At 67.1% G+C, this 16,405-nt stretch carries 20 protein-coding genes; 13 read left to right on the top strand and 7 right to left on the bottom strand.

Translation table 11 applies throughout. The features are described from left to right. Positions 1 to 93 precede the first annotated feature (93 nt). The 5 genes from DI605_RS00775 to DI605_RS00755 all read right to left on the bottom strand — a co-directional run bounded on the left by DI605_RS00775 (position 94) and on the right by DI605_RS00755 (position 2,514). Positions 94 to 411 (bottom strand): hypothetical protein, encoded by a 318-nt coding sequence (locus tag DI605_RS00775; RefSeq protein WP_293967888.1) that lies wholly within the window; start codon positions 409 to 411, stop codon positions 94 to 96. Continuing rightward, entirely contained in the window at positions 408 to 647 is a 240-nt protein-coding gene (gene flgM / locus DI605_RS00770) for a flagellar biosynthesis anti-sigma factor FlgM (RefSeq protein ID WP_293967885.1), read from the bottom strand. The genes DI605_RS00775 and flgM overlap by 4 nt, the downstream gene beginning before the upstream one ends. 107 nt (positions 648 to 754) lie before the next feature. Continuing rightward, positions 755 to 1,297 carry a flagella basal body P-ring formation protein FlgA gene (locus tag DI605_RS00765; RefSeq protein ID WP_293967883.1) on the bottom strand — a complete coding sequence of 181 codons (543 nt, stop codon included), beginning with the start codon at positions 1,295 to 1,297 and terminating at the stop codon, positions 755 to 757. Positions 1,298 to 1,363: 66 nt separating this feature from the next. Beyond that, positions 1,364 to 1,831 carry an OmpA family protein gene (locus tag DI605_RS00760; protein WP_293967880.1) on the bottom strand — a complete coding sequence of 156 codons (468 nt, stop codon included), beginning with the start codon at positions 1,829 to 1,831 and terminating at the stop codon, positions 1,364 to 1,366. Next, the gene (locus DI605_RS00755) at positions 1,828 to 2,514 is read right to left on the bottom strand and encodes a MotA/TolQ/ExbB proton channel family protein (RefSeq protein ID WP_293967877.1); all 687 of its coding nucleotides are present in this window, start codon (positions 2,512 to 2,514) and stop codon (positions 1,828 to 1,830) included. Before DI605_RS00755 ends, DI605_RS00760 begins: the two co-directional genes overlap by 4 nt. Positions 2,515 to 2,719: 205 nt before the next feature. Between DI605_RS00755 and flgB the strand changes: the two genes are divergently transcribed. The 13 genes from flgB (at position 2,720) to DI605_RS00690 (ending at position 13,796) form a co-directional block, all read left to right on the top strand. Then, the gene (gene flgB, locus DI605_RS00750; RefSeq protein WP_293967874.1) at positions 2,720 to 3,088 is read left to right on the top strand and encodes a flagellar basal body rod protein FlgB; all 369 of its coding nucleotides are present in this window, start codon (positions 2,720 to 2,722) and stop codon (positions 3,086 to 3,088) included. A 3-nt stretch (positions 3,089 to 3,091) separates the two neighbouring features. Beyond that, positions 3,092 to 3,496 (top strand): flagellar basal body rod protein FlgC, encoded by a 405-nt coding sequence (gene flgC / locus DI605_RS00745; RefSeq protein WP_293967871.1) that lies wholly within the window; start codon positions 3,092 to 3,094, stop codon positions 3,494 to 3,496. Beyond that, positions 3,493 to 4,170, top strand: a complete 678-nt coding sequence (locus DI605_RS00740) for a flagellar hook capping FlgD N-terminal domain-containing protein (protein ID WP_293967868.1) — start codon at positions 3,493 to 3,495, stop codon at positions 4,168 to 4,170. The genes flgC and DI605_RS00740 overlap by 4 nt, the downstream gene beginning before the upstream one ends. Before the next feature lie 40 nt (positions 4,171 to 4,210). Further along, the gene (locus DI605_RS00735; protein ID WP_293967865.1) at positions 4,211 to 5,509 is read left to right on the top strand and encodes a flagellar hook protein FlgE; all 1,299 of its coding nucleotides are present in this window, start codon (positions 4,211 to 4,213) and stop codon (positions 5,507 to 5,509) included. A gap of 26 nt (positions 5,510 to 5,535) precedes the next feature. Continuing rightward, the gene (gene flgF, locus DI605_RS00730; protein ID WP_293967862.1) at positions 5,536 to 6,279 is read left to right on the top strand and encodes a flagellar basal-body rod protein FlgF; all 744 of its coding nucleotides are present in this window, start codon (positions 5,536 to 5,538) and stop codon (positions 6,277 to 6,279) included. 25 nt (positions 6,280 to 6,304) lie between these two features. Next, the gene (flgG, locus tag DI605_RS00725) at positions 6,305 to 7,093 is read left to right on the top strand and encodes a flagellar basal-body rod protein FlgG (RefSeq protein ID WP_293967859.1); all 789 of its coding nucleotides are present in this window, start codon (positions 6,305 to 6,307) and stop codon (positions 7,091 to 7,093) included. Between the two features lie 10 nt (positions 7,094 to 7,103). Next, positions 7,104 to 7,793 (top strand): flagellar basal body L-ring protein FlgH, encoded by a 690-nt coding sequence (locus DI605_RS00720; RefSeq protein ID WP_293967856.1) that lies wholly within the window; start codon positions 7,104 to 7,106, stop codon positions 7,791 to 7,793. Positions 7,794 to 7,801: 8 nt separating this feature from the next. Next, complete coding sequence (locus DI605_RS00715; RefSeq protein ID WP_293967853.1) at positions 7,802 to 8,908, top strand: flagellar basal body P-ring protein FlgI; 1,107 nt, start codon at positions 7,802 to 7,804, stop codon at positions 8,906 to 8,908. Between the two features lie 35 nt (positions 8,909 to 8,943). Then, on the top strand, positions 8,944 to 9,237 hold the full coding sequence (locus DI605_RS00710; protein ID WP_293968852.1) for a rod-binding protein: 294 nt from the start codon (positions 8,944 to 8,946) through the stop codon (positions 9,235 to 9,237). After that, the gene (flgK, locus tag DI605_RS00705) at positions 9,234 to 10,610 is read left to right on the top strand and encodes a flagellar hook-associated protein FlgK (RefSeq protein ID WP_293967850.1); all 1,377 of its coding nucleotides are present in this window, start codon (positions 9,234 to 9,236) and stop codon (positions 10,608 to 10,610) included. Before DI605_RS00710 ends, flgK begins: the two co-directional genes overlap by 4 nt. A 10-nt stretch (positions 10,611 to 10,620) precedes the next feature. After that, a complete protein-coding gene (locus tag DI605_RS00700; RefSeq protein WP_293967847.1) occupies positions 10,621 to 11,541 on the top strand; it encodes a flagellin-like protein in 921 nt (306 codons plus the stop codon). A 285-nt stretch (positions 11,542 to 11,826) separates the two neighbouring features. Then, positions 11,827 to 12,690 carry a flagellar motor stator protein MotA gene (gene motA, locus DI605_RS00695; RefSeq protein ID WP_293967845.1) on the top strand — a complete coding sequence of 288 codons (864 nt, stop codon included), beginning with the start codon at positions 11,827 to 11,829 and terminating at the stop codon, positions 12,688 to 12,690. A 125-nt stretch (positions 12,691 to 12,815) separates the two neighbouring features. After that, entirely contained in the window at positions 12,816 to 13,796 is a 981-nt protein-coding gene (locus tag DI605_RS00690; protein WP_293967842.1) for a flagellar motor protein MotB, read from the top strand. Positions 13,797 to 13,901: 105 nt separating this feature from the next. Here the strand turns inward: DI605_RS00690 and DI605_RS00685 are convergent, their stop codons facing one another. Next, on the bottom strand, positions 13,902 to 14,795 hold the full coding sequence (locus DI605_RS00685; RefSeq protein ID WP_293967839.1) for a transglycosylase SLT domain-containing protein: 894 nt from the start codon (positions 14,793 to 14,795) through the stop codon (positions 13,902 to 13,904). A gap of 150 nt (positions 14,796 to 14,945) precedes the next feature. Beyond that, the gene (locus DI605_RS00680) at positions 14,946 to 16,394 is read right to left on the bottom strand and encodes an amidase (protein WP_293967836.1); all 1,449 of its coding nucleotides are present in this window, start codon (positions 16,392 to 16,394) and stop codon (positions 14,946 to 14,948) included. Between the last annotated feature and the right edge of the window lie 11 nt (positions 16,395 to 16,405).

Below are 16,405 nucleotides of genomic sequence, written 5' to 3'. Positions count from 1 at the left end.
CGCTCCCATGGGGGCGGATCTTATGATGTGAATTCAGATGGATATGGAAAGCGGCAAGCGGCGGCAAGGCTTTGCCGGCAGGAACTTGCCGGATCAGGCGTAGCGCCCGCGACGTCCATAGGCTTCGGCCTGGGGGCGGCCGGTGAGTGCGGTGAGGCGCTCGATGCGGCGACGATTGTCATCCGCCAGATAATTGACGCGGCCCCCGGCCGCCTCGGCGAGGCGCAGCGATTGCGTGACGCGATCCTTGAGATCGCGCCGCTCGCTCCAGCCGCCCGAGGCAGCAACCGCCGCCAGCGCGGCGGCCATGTCGCGCGTCAGGCGCTCGACGGCACCGATATCGCCGGCATCCAGCGCCGCGACGAGCGCTTCTTCCCGTTCGATCAGTTCCTCGAGCGCGGCGGCGGTCATTTGGAGGCTTCCGGAAGGTCGAGCGAAATCATCCGGTCGGCGATGGCCTGGGCGTCGATCTTGTAGGTGCCGGCCTCGAGCGCGGCCTTGATGGAAGCAACCTTGCCGCTGTCGATCGGGGCGCCCTCGGCGGCCAGCAGGGCAGCCGGGGTCGCGGGCGCGGCCTCCTCGGCGGCGACCGTCTTGGCGGCCGCTGCTCCGGCCTTGGTGCCGGTGGTGCGGGCCATGTCGATCATGCGCTGCGTGCCCGTAGGCCCGATTGCGGAAATCATCGTCACTTCCTTTCGCATCACGCTAGCTCGACCATTCTGCCCTACGATCGAGATAACGGCACAAAGTCCAATCAGTTAAATCCTGGTAATCTGACGCGGCCGGCGTCAACCACTTCGGCGAACAATATCTGACCCTGAGGGCGTCCGTCACGCTCGGTTTTCACCCGAATCCGGGCGCCCGGCGCGCCATCTTCCTGTGCCGTGGCGGTGACGCTGACGCTGAAGCCGCCGGTTTCCGCGATGAGATCGACGGGATCGCCCCGCCGCACGACCGGATCCACCTTTTCGGGCCGGGGGGCGGCGGCATAGGCCACCGGCCTTCCGGCGGGCGCGGCGCCCTGGAGCCGCTGGATGGGTACGCGGATGCGCCAGCCTATGGCGGGGCAGCGCAGCGCCACCGCGCCCAGCGCGGGCGGCTCGATCGTCACCGGCTGCGGGCAGGTCGCCAGCTTCAGCCGGCGATCGATCGGGCTGGCGAGGCCGCCGGGCTCGCCGACCCCGGCGCCGAGCGCGTTGATCAGCCGCGCCTCAAGCGCGTCCAGATTCTGGAAGGGGGCGGCGGCGGCCGGCGCGGCGATCGCAAGCAGCGGCAGCAGAATGGTTACGGTTTTCATGCGCCATGTGATGCACGAAGCGTGCCAGCATATTTACGCTTCGTCATCCCGATGCGGCGAAGGCGGTTATTCCGCTATGAGCGAAAGGCGCTGGGGGCGCCCCTCCGTCCGATCGATCGCAAGGAGGACGCGATCCTCCGCAATTCCCGCCGCGACGAGCGCGCGGGCGACGGCGGCGGCGCGCGCGGCGGCGAGTTCCCACGCGTCGAGACGGCTGGTGGCGCGATCGGCGCCGAGGCTTTCGAGACGGATGCGGCCCTTGCCCGTCCTCACGCGATCGATCCGCGCGAAGGCGGCGATGCGATCGCGGCCGGCGGCGGTGAGCACGGCTTCGCCCGGCTCGAACAGGCGCGCGGCGATCAACTGCGCGGCGGCGCCGGGCGGCTGATCCTTGGGCGCGCCGGGCATGCCGGCTGCGAGTTTCGCGCGATCCGGCCTGGCCTGGGCGAGAATGAGGAAGCCGAGCAGCAGCAGGCACAGATCGGCGAAGCTGATCGCCCAGCGCGCGTTGACGGCTTTCGTCGCCCCTCTCATCGCGCGAGGCTGCGCGCGAGCGAACGCTGGAGCCCGATCGCCTGATCCAGTTCGGCGCGCGCCATCGCCGCGAACTGGGCGATCGTCCGCTCCTGCCAGGCGAGTTCCGCGAGCGAGAGGCGTTCCAGCCGGTCCGCGATCGGGCCGGCGACGAGATTGGCGACGACGAGGCCCAGCAGCGTGGCGACGAGCGCGCTCGCCATCGGCGCCCCGATCTGGGAGGCATCGGCCATCTGGCGGAACATCCGGATCAGGCCGATGACAGTGGCGATCATGCCCATGGCCGGCGCGCTATCCGCCATCGCCCGCCAGAAGGCGACGACACCGGCATGGCGGCGGCGGCGGGCCTCCAGCGCCTCTTCGGCCCAGTCCACGAATTCCATGCTGGTGCGCGCGTCGGAAAGCCGGCGGATGGCCTCCGCCAGGAAACGGCCGGTGGTGGCGATGCGATCGACGCAGACGATGCTCTTGGTTTCAGCGATGGCATGGGCGCGGGAGACGGCGGTGCGGGCGGCGGCGGCATCGGCCTCCGGATCGGCGCTAACCAGCGGGCGGAGCGCGGCGAAGGCGCCCTGCCGCTCCGATCGGGTCGCGCGCAGGCAGGCGACGAGCAGCGAGCCACCCACCACGAGACCGAGCGCCCAGGGATCGAACCAGGCGAGGAAATTCAACGCACCGCCCATTCAACGCCCCACTCGCGCGGCACCGGCAAAATCTTGCCGGGGCCGGCAAAACCTTGCCGCCTGCCCCCAAAACACCTCGAAAAACCGGGTTTCGGACATTCGGCGGGCAATTGGCACGCCGTTTGCATCGAGGTCTGCGAGGCCATTGGGGCCATGACTGTTCACGACCGGTTGGCGCCGGTCTTTAGCGAAGGAAGGGACAAAGATGGCCGACGATCCGCTTTTCGGCGTCCACGGAAACGCGCTGGCGCTCCGTTCGCAGCGCATGGCGATGCTGGCGTCCAACATCGCGAATGCCGCGACACCCAATTACAAGGCGAAGGACTTCGATTTCCAGAAGGCGCTCGCCGCCGCCAGCGCTGACAGCGGCGCCGGCGCGGATGCGAGCCTCGACAGCGCCGTGGAAGGCGCGACGGGCTATCGTGTGCCGCTGCAGGCGAGCCTCGATGGCAATACGGTGGAGCTTTCCACCGAACAGACGCTCTTCGCCGAAAATGCCGTCCAGTATCGGGCGACGCTCTCCTTCCTCCAGGGCCGCATCGGCACCGTGATGACGGCGCTGAGGGGAGAATAAGGCATGGCCAACAATTTTTCCGTTTTCGACATTTCGGGCCGCGCCATGTCGGCGCAGCTCGTGCGTCTTTCGACGAGCGCGTCGAACCTCGCCAATGCCAATTCGGTCGCGACGAACAAGGCCGATGCCTTCCGCGCGCTGAAGCCGGTCTTCAAGACGATCGGCGGCCAGGAGGGCACGGCCACGGTGGGCGTCACCCAGGTGGTGGCCAGCCAGACCGAGCCGACCCAGCGCCACGATCCGGGCAATCCCCTCGCCGACAAGGACGGCAACGTCTGGGAAGCCGGCGTCGATAGCGCCGCCGAGCTCGTCGAGATGATGGAGACGGCCCGTCAATATCAAAACAACGTCCAGGTGTTGCAGACCGCAAAGTCTCTGACCCTCGACACGCTGAGGCTCGAAAAATGACCATATCGACCGGTAACAGCTATCTGGATTCGCTCGCGAACAGCTCGTCCACCAGCACGACGACGACCAAGTCGAACAACACGATCGACCAGGCCGGCTTCCTCAAGCTGCTCACCGCGCAGCTGACCACGCAGGATCCGACCGAGCCGATGGACAACAACCAGATGGTCCAGCAGATGGCGACGTTCAGCCAGGTGGCCGGCACCACCGAGATGAACGAATCCCTGAAGACGATCTCGTCCGATATCGCCGCGAGCCGCTTCGGCGATGCCTCCGGCTGGATCGGGCGCGCCGCGCTGGTGAGCTCCGACATCGCCGCGCCGGCATCGAACGGCGCCTATGCGGGAGAGATCACGCTTCCTTCCGATGCGAAGAGCGTGACGCTGAACCTCGTCAATTCGGACGGCCAGATCGTCTACAATGCCGAACTGGGCGCCAAGTCTGCCGGAGCGGTCAACTGGAGCTGGGACGGCAAGGACGAGAGCGGAAACGCCGTCGCCGGTCCGTTGCAGATCAGCGTCAGCGCCACGGGCACCGATGGCACCAGTAGCGTGTCCCCCACGATCGCGGCCTGGACGGAGATCGCCTCCGTCCAGTCGCCGGCGAGCGGCACGACCAAGCTCATCACCGGCCTCGGCAGCTTCTCGCCGACCGACGTGCAGGCCCTTTCCTGATCCGATCTCGCCCTTTTCTCAGTTTCTTCGGGAGTAACCCATGTCCTTCTTCACGTCGCTTTCCGGCCTCAAGGGCGCCCAGTCCGACCTGTCGGTGATTTCGAACAATGTGGCGAACGTCGCCTCGATCGGTTTCAAGAAGAGCCGCGCGGAATTCGGCGACCTGATCTCTGCCTCGCCGCTCCAGTCCGGCACGGTCGCCGGCCAGGGCACCCGCCTGAAATCGATCAGCCAGCAGTTCACCCAGGGCGGCTTCCAGACTTCCGATCGCGCGCTGGACCTCGCCATTTCCGGCCAGGGCTTCTTCGTGACGAAGACGGACTCGCAGATCAGCTTCACCCGCAACGGCGCCTTCTCGATCGACGAGAATCGCTACCTCATCGATTCCAACGGCTCCGACGTGCAGGTGCTGCCGGTCGACACGAACGGATCGGTCACCGCGACCGGCATCGCATCCGCCCAGAACCTGCAGATTCCCTACACGGCCGGCACGCCCAAGGCTTCGACCACGCTCGACCTGAACGTGACGCTGCCCACCGACGCCGATCTGCCCGCCAACCGCGAGGCCTATCAGAGTTCGATCCCCTATGCGTTCGATCGCTTCGACACGCAGAGCTACAATTATTCCTCCGCGACGACCGTCTATGACTCGGCCGGCAAGCCGCAGCAGGCCACCATCTACTACACCCGCATCACCGCGCCGGATGAGACGACCGGGCAGAGCAAGTGGGAAGCGCGCCTCTTCATCGGGGACCAGGCCGCCAGCGCCGACGGCACGACCACGACCGATCCGACCCCGCTGGAACTGACCTTCAATTCGGACGGCACGCTGGCCTCGCCCACCGGATCGACCCAGTTTTCGGCGGTATTGCCCTCGGGCGCATCGGAGCCGATCAGCCTCCAGCTGACCTACGGCACGTCGACGCGTCAGGCGTCCTCGACCTTCTCGCCCTCCAGCTTCCGCCAGGACGGCAAGGCCGCGGGCCAGCTCAACAATATCGCGGTCGCCTCCGACGGCCTCATCACCGCTACCTTCTCCGACGGCACGACGCAGAAGCTCGGCAAGATCATGATCGCCAATTTCGCAAATCCGAACGGCCTGCGCCAGCTGGGCGACAGCCGCTGGGGCGTGACCGGCCTTTCCGGCGATCCGATCGTCAGCGAGGCGGGCTCCGGCTCGGCCGGCCTGATCCAGTCGGGCGCGCTGGAGCAGGCGAATGTGGATATCACCGAGGAACTTGTCGCGCTCATCACCGCGCAGCGCAACTTCTCGGCCAATTCCAAGGCGATCGAGACTGCGAACAACATGACGCAGACGATCGTCAACCTGCGGACCTGATGGCGGCTGGCACGGGGAGCTAGAGCATGGACCGGCTCATCTATTCATCGCTGGCGGCGATGCGCGGTGCGATGTCGCGTCAGGCGACGATCGGCAACAATCTCGCCAACGTGAACACCTCCGGCTTCCGGGGCGAGATGACGCATGCCCAGGCGATGTGGCTCTCCGGCAAGGGGCTCGACACACGGGCCACCGTCTCCGGCGAGGTGGCCGGCGCCGACATGAGTGCCGGCGCCGTCGCCGAGACGGGCCGCACGCTGGACGTGGCCGTGAATGGCGATGCGATGCTGACGGTGCAGGCGGCGGACGGATCCGAAGCCTATACACGCCGTGGCGACCTGCAGATGAGCGACAGCGGCCTGCTCACGACCGGCGACGGCAAGCCCGTGATGGGCGATAGCGGCCCGATCACGCTGCCGCCTTATGACAGCCTTTCGATCGGCAAGGACGGGGCGATCTCGATCATTCCCGTCGGCGGCAAGCCGCAGGACATCCAGGTGGTGGACCGGATCAAGCTGGTCAGCTCCAAGGGATCCACGATCGCCAAGGGATTGGACGGACTTTTCCGCGAAGTTTCAGGTGGCACGCTTCCTGCCGATCCCGATGCGACGGTGACCGCCGGCAGCCTTGAGGGATCCAACGTGAACGCTTCTTCCGCCCTGATCGACATGATCGACGCAAGCCGATCCTGGGAGACGCAGGTGAAGATGCTCACCACCGCCCAGGATCTCGACAAGTCTTCCGCCGATCTGATGCGCCTGCCCGACTGAGCCGGCCCCCGAAGGATAGAGAAAGATGACCAACGCCGCCCTCCACGTCGCCCGCACCGGGCTCGATGCGCAGAACGAGCGCATGCGCGTGATCGCCAACAACCTGGCGAACGTGAACACGACCGGCTTCAAGCGCGATCGCGCCCAGTTCGAGACGCTCGCCTATCAGTCGATCACGGCGCCGGGCGCGCCTTCCTCGGCCGACAACAAGTTTGCCACCGGGCTCAATCTCGGCTCGGGCGTCTCGATCGCGGCCACCTCGCGCATCGATACGCAGGGTTCGCTGCAGCAGACCGAAAATGCGCTGGACATGGCGATCGAGGGCGGCGGCTTCTTCCAGGTCTCGCAGCCCGACGGATCGATCGCCTATACGCGCGACGGCAGCTTCACACTTTCCGATCAGGGCACGATCGTCACGTCAGACGGCATGCCGCTGGAGCCGCAGATCCAGGTGCCGGACGGCGCTACCAAGATCACGATCGGCGCGGACGGCACCGTTTCGGCCCAGCTCCAGGGCCAGACCGAGACGACCACGCTCGGCAAGATCCAGACCGCGCGTTTCACCAATCCGAACGGGCTGGAAGCGATCGGCAACAACATGCTGCGCGAGACGGCGGCCTCCGGCGCGCCGCAGATCGGCGATCCGGGGACGGACGGGCGCGGCGCCGTGCGCGGCGGCAACCTCGAATCCTCGAACGTGAACATCGTGGAGGAGCTGGTCGACATGATCGAGACGCAGCGCGCCTACGAGGTGAATTCGAAGCTGATCAAGGCGACGGACGAGATGCTGCAATATGCGAACCAGCAGCTCTGAGGCCCGGCCGATGCGTGCTGCCTTCGCCCTCATTGCCGGCATCGCCGCCGGCACGATCATCCTCGCCGTGCCGGCGCCCGCCCATGCGGGCCTGTTCGGCAAGAAGAAGGATCAGGTCTCGGCCTTCGCGCCAACCTATGCTCCAGCCGTTTCCGCGCCGGTGGCGGATGGCGCCATCTTCCACGCGGCCAACGGCTATGCGCCGCTGACATCCGGCATGCGCGCCGCCCAGGTGGGCGATGTCGTGACGATCACGCTGGTCGAGAAGACGCAGGCGCTGAAGAGCACCAGCGCTTCCACCGATCGCAGCGGCAGCATCAGCCTGACCCCGCCGGTGACCGGCCCGTTCGATCTGATCAAGGGCACCGATGTCGGCGCGTCCGGCGGCTCCAAGTTTGATGGCAAGGGCAATGCGGCGCAATCGAACCAGCTTTCGGGCGAGATCAGCGTGACGATCGCGCAGGTCTATCCCAACGGCACGATGCTGGTGCGCGGCGAGAAGCAGCTGACGCTGAATCGCGGCGACGAGACGATCCGCATCTCCGGCATCATCCGCCCCGCCGACATCGGCCTCGACAATCGCGTGCTTTCCACGCGCGTCGCCGATGCCCGCATCACCTACACCGGCAAGGGCGAGATCGCACGGGCCAGCCGCCAGGGCTGGCTCAACAAGTTCTTCTCGATGCTGAGCCCCTTCTAGGACCGATGATGACCCTTCGCCTCCCCCGCTTCCTGTTCCTCGCCGCAGCGGCGCTCGCCGCGCTGGCGCCGGCGCAGGCCGAACGGATCAAGGATCTCGGCTCCTTCCAGGGCCTGCGCACCAACCAGCTGACCGGCTACGGCATCGTCGTGGGCCTGGCCGGCACGGGCGACGACAGCCTGGATTATGCCACACAGGGCATGAAGGGCGTGGCCTCGCGCTTCGGCCTGGCGCTGCCCGCCAACATCAATCCGGCGCTGAAGAATGCAGCCGCCGTGATGGTGACGGCGGATCTGCCCGCCTTCGCCAAGCCGGGCCAGAAGCTGGACATCACCGTTTCCGCGATGGGCAAGGCCAAGAGCCTGCGCGGCGGCACGCTGGTGATGATGCCGCTGCAGGGCGCGGACGGGCAGGTCTATGCGATGGCGCAGGGCAATCTCGCCGTGGGCGGCCTCGGCATCGACGCGGCCGATGGATCGAAGGTGACGGTCAACGTGCCGACCGCCGGCCGCATCCCCGGCGGGGCCACGGTGGAGCGCGCGGTGGACGCGGGCTTCGCGACCACGCCCGAAGTGATGTTCAACCTTTCCGAAGCCGATCTCACCACTGTCGGCCGGGTCGCGGCCTCGATCAACAAGGCGCTGGGCGTGGGCCGGGCGCGGGCGATCGACGCCGCCACCGTCGCCATCTCCGCACCCCAGGGGGCCGAGATCCGCACGGCGCTGATGGGCCAGATCGAGGATCTGCTGGTGGATCCGGCGGATGCGCCGGCCCGCGTGATCGTGAATGCCCGCACCGGCACCGTCGTCATCAACGGCGCGGTGCGCATCGCGCCGGCCGCCGTGAGCCACGGCAAGCTGACCGTGAAGGTCAACGAGAATTACCGTGTCTCGCAGCCCGAGCCCTTCAGCCAGGGCCAGACCGCCGTGGTGCCCAAGAGCGGCATCACCGTGGATGAGGAGAAGCGCCCGATGTTCCGTTTCGCCCCCGGCGCCAGCCTGGCCGATATCGTGAAGGCCGTGAACGCGATCGGCGCCTCGCCCGCCGATCTGGTCGCGATCCTGGAGGCCCTGAAGCAGGCCGGCGCGATGAAGGCGGAGCTTGTGGTCCTGTGACGGACGCGGTCTCCTCCTCCGCCGCGACGCAGGGCGTGCAGCCCACGGCGCAGATCGATCAGCTCAAGAAGGTCGCCAAGCAGTTCGAGGCGGTCTTCCTTCGCCAGATGATCGGATCGATGCGCTCGGCCAGCGCCAGCGAGGGAATCTTCGATTCCAGCGCGACCCAGCAGTTTCGCGACATGAGCGATTCCAAGCTGGCGGATGACATGTCCGACAAGGGCGTGCTCCACGTCGCCGATCTGCTGGTGAAGCAGTTCGGCGCGCGCCTGTCGGGCAGCGCTGCGACCACCGCCGCCGGCAGCACCACCAAGGGTGAGACGCCATGAGCGACCTGCTTTCGATCGGCCGATCCGGCGTGCTCGCCTACAAGGGCGCGCTTCAGACGATCGGCGAAAACGTCACCAATGCGGATACGGCCGGCTATTCGCGCCGCAGCGTCGTCCTCTCCGAGCAATCGACCTATTCCGGGCCGACGACGCTCAACCGTTCGGCGAGCGCCTTCGGCGGCGTGCAGGCGGTGGGCGTCTCGCGCGTGTGGGATCAGTACAAGGCGTCCAATGCCTGGACGACCAATTCCGATTCCAGCAATGCCGATACGCGCACCCAATATCTGACGACGATGGAATCGCTGCTGAACGACACCGATGCGGGCGTCGGCACGCGGCTGACGGCGGTGTTCACCACCGCCACGCAGCTTTCGGCCAATCCCGCCGATACCAGCGTGCGCCAGACCTTCCTCGCATCGATCTCCGATGCCGCGTCCGCGATCCGCACCACGGCATCGAACCTCACCCAGCTTTCGGGCACGATCACAACCCAGGCGACCCTCCAGACGAGCGAGGCCAACGACACGCTCGGCGCGCTGGCCAAGATCAACCTGGCGCTGCGCACGTCGCCCACCAATTCGCCGGCGCGCGCGCAGCTGGAGGATCAGCGCGATAGCCTGCTCGGCTCGCTTTCGGGCGTGATGGCGATCAATACGGATTTCGCCGCCGATGGATCGGTGACGGTGCGTATGAATGACGTGACCGGTCCGCTTCTTCTCTCCAACACCGCGGTCCTGCCTTCGGACGTGTCGCTGCAGACGGCGAGCGACGGCAGGCTGGCTATGACGGTGCGCGATGGCGATACCGTGACGGCCGCCACGCCCACGGGCGGCTCGCTCGCGGGGCTGATCGACAGCGCGAACGTCAATGCCGGGCGTCGCGCGCAACTGGATGGCATCGCCACCGGCATGATCGACCTGCTCAACAACTTTCAGGCCAACGGCCTGACGGATGCGGGCGTGGCCGGGCCAGACCTGATGACCGGCACGGATGCGGCTTCGATCAACCTTTCCGGCACGGTCACGATCGCGGACATCGCCGCCGCCAGCCCGGATGCGACCGGCACCGCGATCGGCACGGCCAACGGCAATCTCCTCTCGCTCGTTTCGAACGGGCGCGGCGCGGACGGGCTGGAGCAGAAGTGGAAGACGATGGTGACCGATCAGTCGCTGCTCGTCTCTTCCGCCAAGCTGCAGCAGAGCGCGGCGTCGGCCCGCAAGAGCACCGCCTTCACCGCGCTGGACGAGACGACAGGCGTCGATCTCGACAACGAGGCGGCCGAATTGCTGCGCTTCCAGCAGGCCTATTCGGCTTCGGCGAAGGTTATCCAAGCGGCGCGCGAAACGCTGCAAGACATATTGAACCTGTTCTGAGGATAGCGCCATGATCGGTTCGACCCGCTACACCGCCAGCGTCGAGATCCAGCGGCAGACGAGCCTGGCCGCCGAAATCTCGAAGCTGCAGCAGAGCGTCTCCAGCAACAAGCGACTGACGGCGGCCTCCGACGATCCGAAGGCCGCCGCGCGCATCGCCGATATCCGCCAGAACCAGGCGGACAATACGGTGTGGAAGCGCAATGCCGATATCGGTGCGGGAATCGCCGCTTCCGCCGATACGGCGCTGAAGAGCCTGTCGTCGCTCACGCAGCGCGCCAAGGAACTCATCATCGCCGGCGCCAACGACACGAACGCGAACCTCAACCGCACGCAGATCGCGGCCGAGCTGCGCTCGATCGCCGGCGAGATCACCGCGCTCAGCCAATCCAAGGATCCGAACGGGCAGCCGCTCTTCCCGACCGGCGATCCGCTGCAGATCCCGGTTTCGAATGGACGCAGCCTGCCCGCCACCGCCTCCGCCACCGAAGTGTTCGGCACCGTGAAGACCGCGCAGGGCGATCGATCGATGGTCGATATCCTGAACAATGCGGCCGCCGCGCTGGAGCTCGGCCCGGATGCCAAGCTTCCCTATACAGATGCGGACGGCAACACGACCGATGCCGATGGCAACCCGCTGGAATGGACGCAGACCGAGGCGCTCGCCGCCAGCGTCGCCGCGATCGGCAATGCCGACGATCATGTGCTCAGCGTCCAGACCGACCAGGGCATACGCGCGCAGCGCTTCGATACCGAGAAAGCCAGTCTTTCCAGCGGCGGCGACGACATGACGGTGGAACGGTCCTCACTGGAGGATACCGATCTCACCTACGCTGTCGCCGCCTATCAGGCGAAGAGCCTTTCGCTCCAGGCCGCGCAGACTATGTTCGCGCAGACCCACAAGAATTCGCTGTTCGATCTGATCGGCTGATCCGCCGATCAGTCGATCGCCCGTCCGGGCATGCGCGAGGGGCGCCTGCCCGGACGGGAACCGGTTCCCGCACCGTTCCGCTTTCCGGCCCGACGCATTCCCGAGGGGAAGGCGGGGCGGGGGCGGCGCGTGCCGTTTCGCGCCCGGAGCTGGCCCGATCACGGCCCGGGAAGCCGGAAAATCCTCCCCTCCCCGCCATAAAGAAGATGGCTCCCGCGCCGTTAATCATGAGGAGCGGGGGCGGGCTGCGTCCCCAGTCGATCCAAATCGGGGAATTCACGTCTTATGTTCGCAGCGATCGGCCTCGTCGTCCTCCTCGTCATGGTGTTCGGCGGTTTCGCCTTCACGGGCGGCTCGCTCGGCCCCGTGATGGAGGCCATCCCGCACGAGATGATCATCATCGGCGGCGCGGGCATCGGCGCCATCGTGGCCGGCAATTCGATGAAGGAGCTGAAGCAGTTCGGCGGCGGCTTCGCAAAGGTCTTCAAGGGGCCGAAATACAAGAAGCAGGATTATCTCGACACGATCTTCCTGGTTTCCAAGCTGATGAAGATGCTGCGCACCGAAGGTCCGGTGGCGCTGGAGCCGCATATCGAGGATCCGAAATCATCGGCGGTGTTCGGCGAATATCCGAAGCTGCTGAAGGATTCGACGCTGATCCACATGATTACGGATACGCTGCGGCTGGTCGTCATTTCATCCGGCACGCTGGATCCGATGGCGGTGGAGGACGTGATGGACAATGCGCTGAAGACGCATCACCACGACGACATCCGCCCGGCGGACATGCTGCAAAATCTTGCCGACGCCTTGCCGGCCCTGGGCATCGTCGCCGCCGTGCTGGGCGTGGTGAAGACGATGGGATCGATCGACAAGCCGCCGGCGATCCTGGGCGCGATGATCGGTTCGGCCCTCGTCGGCACCTTCATGGGCATTCTGCTCGCCTACGGCATCGTCGCGCCCTTCGCGAACCGCTGCAAGCAGGTGATCGAGGCGGATGCCGCCATCTATGGCGTGGTGAAGCAGATCATCATCGCCTCGCTCCACGGCCATCCGCTGCCGCTGGTGATCGAGGCGGCGCGCTCCGGCATCACCCATTCGAACCAGCCGGCCTTCGCCGACGTGTTTGATGGCATGCGCGGCCGTTAAATCCGAGGCCGCACTGGCCCGCTCCCCCACCCGGCCCCCCATCTAGGATGCTCTGTTTGGGAGGCCGGGTGGGGGAACGGGCCGGCGCGGGTTTCGCGCAGCGAAACTGATAAGGAAAGACTCTCATGGCGGCACCGGCGAAGCGGGGGAAGAACGAGCCCGAACCCCGCCCGATCATCGTCAAGAAGATCATCGAGGCCGGCCATGGCGGCCATCATGGCGGCGCCTGGAAGGTGGCCTATGCCGATTTCGTGACGGCGATGATGGCCTTCTTCCTGCTGATGTGGATCCTTGGCGCCACGACCGAAAAGCAGCGCAAGGGCATTGCCGATTATTTCACGCCGACGATCATCGAGATCAAGCAGAAGAGCGCCGGATCGAACGGCGTGCTCGGCGGCGATTCGATTGTCGACAAGGATAATTATCCCCATCGTGCCGCGCAGACCGGCACCAAGAGCCTGACCATTCCCAAGAGCGCGATCGGCGGCCCGCTGGAAGCCGAACGCGCGAAGGAAAAGCGCCGCTTCGGCATGCTCGCCAAGATGCTGATGGACAAGATCCAGCAGAATCCGGCGCTGAAGAAGTTCGCGCAGAACATCCGCTTCACCGACACGCGCGAGGGCCTGCGCATCGATCTGGTCGACAAATCGGATTTCTCGATGTTCGCGGTCGGCACCACGATCCTCCAGCCCGAGGCGCGGCTGCTGATGGATCAGGTGGCGCAGATCATCGAGGCGGCGCCCAATCCCGTGATCGTGCGCGGCCACACCGATGCGCTGCCCTATGCGCGCGACCGGATGGTGAACAACTGGACGCTTTCCAGCGGCCGGGCCGAGGCGACGCGCCAGGCGCTGGCGCTGGCGGGCGTGCCGCAGAACCGCTTCTACCGGATCGAGGGTGTTGCCGATCGCGAGCCCTTCATCCCGGGCGATCGTTACGATCCACGCAATCGCCGCATGTCGATCACGCTTGCCTGGATGGATTCGGCGCAGGAAGAAGGAATGGAGCGCGAGCTGCCGGGCGGCGGCGAGAAGACGGCCGGGGCCACGGGCGACAAGCCGGCCTGGGCCGATGCCCCGCCTTCGGACAAATTGCCCGCGCATTGAGGCGGTCCGCCCGTCCGAAGCCTGGGGGCTGTCCTGCGCGAAACCGGGGCAGGGCGCGGGCGATCGACGCGCGCGGGGGCGAAAAGAGGGTGAGGGCGTGCGCTCTCAGACGCTGGGCATCGAGAGCATGAGATAGGCGAGCCGCGCCTGCGCGGGCGTGGGGCGCAGCACGTTCATGCGGCTCTGCTCCAGCGCGGCGAGCGTCTGGGCGACATCGCCGGAGGCGGAGGCATCGGTCGCGACGCTATCGTCCACAGCGAGGCGGAAGCCGTTAATGCCTGTCGAGGGCGGCTCGACGACGAGGCTGCCCGGCTGGAGGCCGAAATCGGGGGTGGCGCCCGCGCCCGTCGCCGCGCCGCCATCCATGTCGGCGCCGTTCCGCGCGAGCTTGTTGCCCATCACCTGATAGACTTCGGAAAGGCTGCGGGCCGATCCGTCGCGATCGTAGAAAATGCCGCGGTTGGACTGCGCCTCACGCGGGAAGAGCGAGGCGGCCGTGGCGCCCGGCGATGCGTTGCACGCCTGCAGGAAGCGGGTTGCCCCGCCCAGCCCCAGGAAATGGCACATGTAGAGATCGGTGGCGTTGGCATCGCGCCCGATCGAGCGACCCAGGCTCTGGGCATTGTCGCTCGCATAGGAGGCCGCCATCAGCGAGGCGGGGCCGGCCTGCTCGCGCAGGGCCATCACCGCCTGTCGATATTGGGGCGCGACGGTGAAGCCGCCGCCCGCCTTGGGCGTGATCGCGTCCGCCGCCCAGCCATAGCCATGCTCGGTGCCATGCTTCTTGACGATGGCAAGCCAGCTCTGGTCGAGAAACTGGTAAAGGCCGGTGGCGCTGCTGTTGCCGGCCCTGGCCGTGGGATTGAGGCCGCTTTCGCTTTTCGCCTGCGCCAGCAGATAGGAGAAATCGACGCCGGTGCGCTGGGCCGCCGTGCCGATCGCGGAGCGCACGTCATCGCGCGCGCTCTCGATACCGGAGGGGAGGCGACTGATGGACACGGGTACACGAGGCTCCGACTGGCTCGTGCACAGTGTCGTCAATAATGGTTAAGGAAAGGTAACCACGCCTGCGGGACTCGTTAACGGCCGCGATGCCGGCCTTTTTAGCCCCGGCCGGCGAAAAAATGCCGGGATGCGACGAACCGTGCGTCAGCGGATCGGGCCGCGCGCCGATTCGTAGGCGGCGCCGAGCGCGAGCAGCCTCGCCTCGCTCCACGCCGGGCCGATGAAGCTGAGGCCCACCGGCAGCCCCTTCACCGCGCCCATCGGCACCGTGAGGTGCGGATAGCCGGCGACGGCGGCGATGCTGCCCGTGCCCGGCCCGCGCCGGCCGCTGTCTCCGTTGACCGGATCGATCAGCGAGGCGGGATTACGGGTGGGGGCGACCAGCACGGCCACGTCATTGTCGCGCAGCAGGCGATCAATGCCGTCCGGCCCGGCATGGCGCTTCGCCCGATCGCGCGCGGCGAGATAATCGGGATTGTCCGGCGGCCTGCCCGCTTCGGCCTCCACAAAGCTTTCCTGCCCGAACAGGGGCATTTCCATATCCGCATGCGCGCTGTTGAACGCGATCAGATCGGCCAGCGTGCGCGTGGCGACGGCGGGCGCGGCATCGGCCAGATAGGCGTTCAGATCCGCCTTGAACTCGGTCATCAGCACGACATGCTCGTCCGCGCCGATCGTGGAATCGAAGCCGCTCCTCGCGATATCGACGAGGATCGCGCCCTGCGCGCGGAGACGCGCGAGCGCCGTTTCGAACACCGCGTCCGTGCCGGCTGAGAAGCCGGTGTCGAAGCGCATCACGCCGATGCGAACGCCCTTCAGCGCGCCGGGCACGAGCGTGGCGGCATAATCGGTGCGGTGCGCGTCCGCCTGCGCCGTGGCCGGATCGGCGGGATCGCTGCCGGCGATGGCGGCCAGAACCAGCGCCGCATCGCGCACCGTGCGCGTCATCGGGCCGGGCGTATCCTGGCTGTGGCTGATCGGCACGATGCGTGCGCGGCTGACAAGGCCCACCGTGGGCTTGAGGCCGACAATGCCGTTGAAGGCGGCCGGGCCGGTAATCGATCCGTCCGTCTCGGTGCCGATCGCCAGATCGACGAGCCCCGCCGCGACGGCGGCGCCGCTTCCCGCCGAGGAGCCGCCGGGGCTGCGCGCGGGATCGTGCGGATTGCGCGTCTGCCCGCCAACCGCGCTCCAGCCCGAGACGGACGCGGTGGAGCGGATGTTCGCCCATTCGCTGAGATTGGTCTTGCCGAGGATCACCGCGCCGGCGCGGCGCAGGGCCGCCACGATCGGCGCGTCGCGGCCGGTGACGTTCGCGGCGAGCGCGAGGCTGCCCGCCGTGGTCGGCTGGTCGGCCGTCTCGATATTGTCCTTGATGAGGATCGGGCGGCCAAAGAGGAGCCCGCGCGCCATGCGCTGCCGATCCAGCGTGCGTGCCTGCGCGATCGCGGCCGGATTCGTCGCGATCACGGCCTTCAGGCTGGGATCTTCCCGCGCGATCCGGGCGAGCGCCTCGATCGTCGCCCGTTCGGCGGGGCCGGGGGGAGGGGCGGCGGCGGGGGCGCTCACGGCGGCGAGTGCCGTGATGAGCAACCCCGCCGCCC

Origin of the sequence: Sphingomonas sp. (assembly GCF_003248515.1) — a bacterium.
In the GTDB taxonomy this organism is placed as follows: domain Bacteria; phylum Pseudomonadota; class Alphaproteobacteria; order Sphingomonadales; family Sphingomonadaceae; genus Sphingomonas_I.
This window is presented reverse-complemented; position numbering and strand designations above follow the sequence as displayed.

What these genes read in the sequence shown, in the direction of transcription:
- flgF (WP_293967862.1), top strand. Translation starts at nt 5,536, where the DNA reads ATGGACCGGCTCATCTATTCATCGCTGGCGGCGATGCGCGGTGCGATG.
- DI605_RS00755 (WP_293967877.1), bottom strand. Translation starts at nt 2,514, where the DNA reads ATGGGCGGTGCGTTGAATTTCCTCGCCTGGTTCGATCCCTGGGCGCTC.
- flgC (WP_293967871.1), top strand. Translation starts at nt 3,092, where the DNA reads ATGGCCAACAATTTTTCCGTTTTCGACATTTCGGGCCGCGCCATGTCG.
- DI605_RS00740 (WP_293967868.1), top strand. Translation starts at nt 3,493, where the DNA reads ATGACCATATCGACCGGTAACAGCTATCTGGATTCGCTCGCGAACAGC.
- DI605_RS00700 (WP_293967847.1), top strand. Translation starts at nt 10,621, where the DNA reads ATGATCGGTTCGACCCGCTACACCGCCAGCGTCGAGATCCAGCGGCAG.
- DI605_RS00690 (WP_293967842.1), top strand. Translation starts at nt 12,816, where the DNA reads ATGGCGGCACCGGCGAAGCGGGGGAAGAACGAGCCCGAACCCCGCCCG.
- DI605_RS00765 (WP_293967883.1), bottom strand. Translation starts at nt 1,297, where the DNA reads ATGAAAACCGTAACCATTCTGCTGCCGCTGCTTGCGATCGCCGCGCCG.
- flgG (WP_293967859.1), top strand. Translation starts at nt 6,305, where the DNA reads ATGACCAACGCCGCCCTCCACGTCGCCCGCACCGGGCTCGATGCGCAG.
- flgM (WP_293967885.1), bottom strand. Translation starts at nt 647, where the DNA reads ATGATCGACATGGCCCGCACCACCGGCACCAAGGCCGGAGCAGCGGCC.
- DI605_RS00775 (WP_293967888.1), bottom strand. Translation starts at nt 411, where the DNA reads ATGACCGCCGCCGCGCTCGAGGAACTGATCGAACGGGAAGAAGCGCTC.
- DI605_RS00720 (WP_293967856.1), top strand. Translation starts at nt 7,104, where the DNA reads ATGCGTGCTGCCTTCGCCCTCATTGCCGGCATCGCCGCCGGCACGATC.
- motA (WP_293967845.1), top strand. Translation starts at nt 11,827, where the DNA reads ATGTTCGCAGCGATCGGCCTCGTCGTCCTCCTCGTCATGGTGTTCGGC.
- DI605_RS00735 (WP_293967865.1), top strand. Translation starts at nt 4,211, where the DNA reads ATGTCCTTCTTCACGTCGCTTTCCGGCCTCAAGGGCGCCCAGTCCGAC.
- flgB (WP_293967874.1), top strand. Translation starts at nt 2,720, where the DNA reads ATGGCCGACGATCCGCTTTTCGGCGTCCACGGAAACGCGCTGGCGCTC.
- DI605_RS00715 (WP_293967853.1), top strand. Translation starts at nt 7,802, where the DNA reads ATGACCCTTCGCCTCCCCCGCTTCCTGTTCCTCGCCGCAGCGGCGCTC.
- DI605_RS00760 (WP_293967880.1), bottom strand. Translation starts at nt 1,831, where the DNA reads ATGAGAGGGGCGACGAAAGCCGTCAACGCGCGCTGGGCGATCAGCTTC.
- flgK (WP_293967850.1), top strand. Translation starts at nt 9,234, where the DNA reads ATGAGCGACCTGCTTTCGATCGGCCGATCCGGCGTGCTCGCCTACAAG.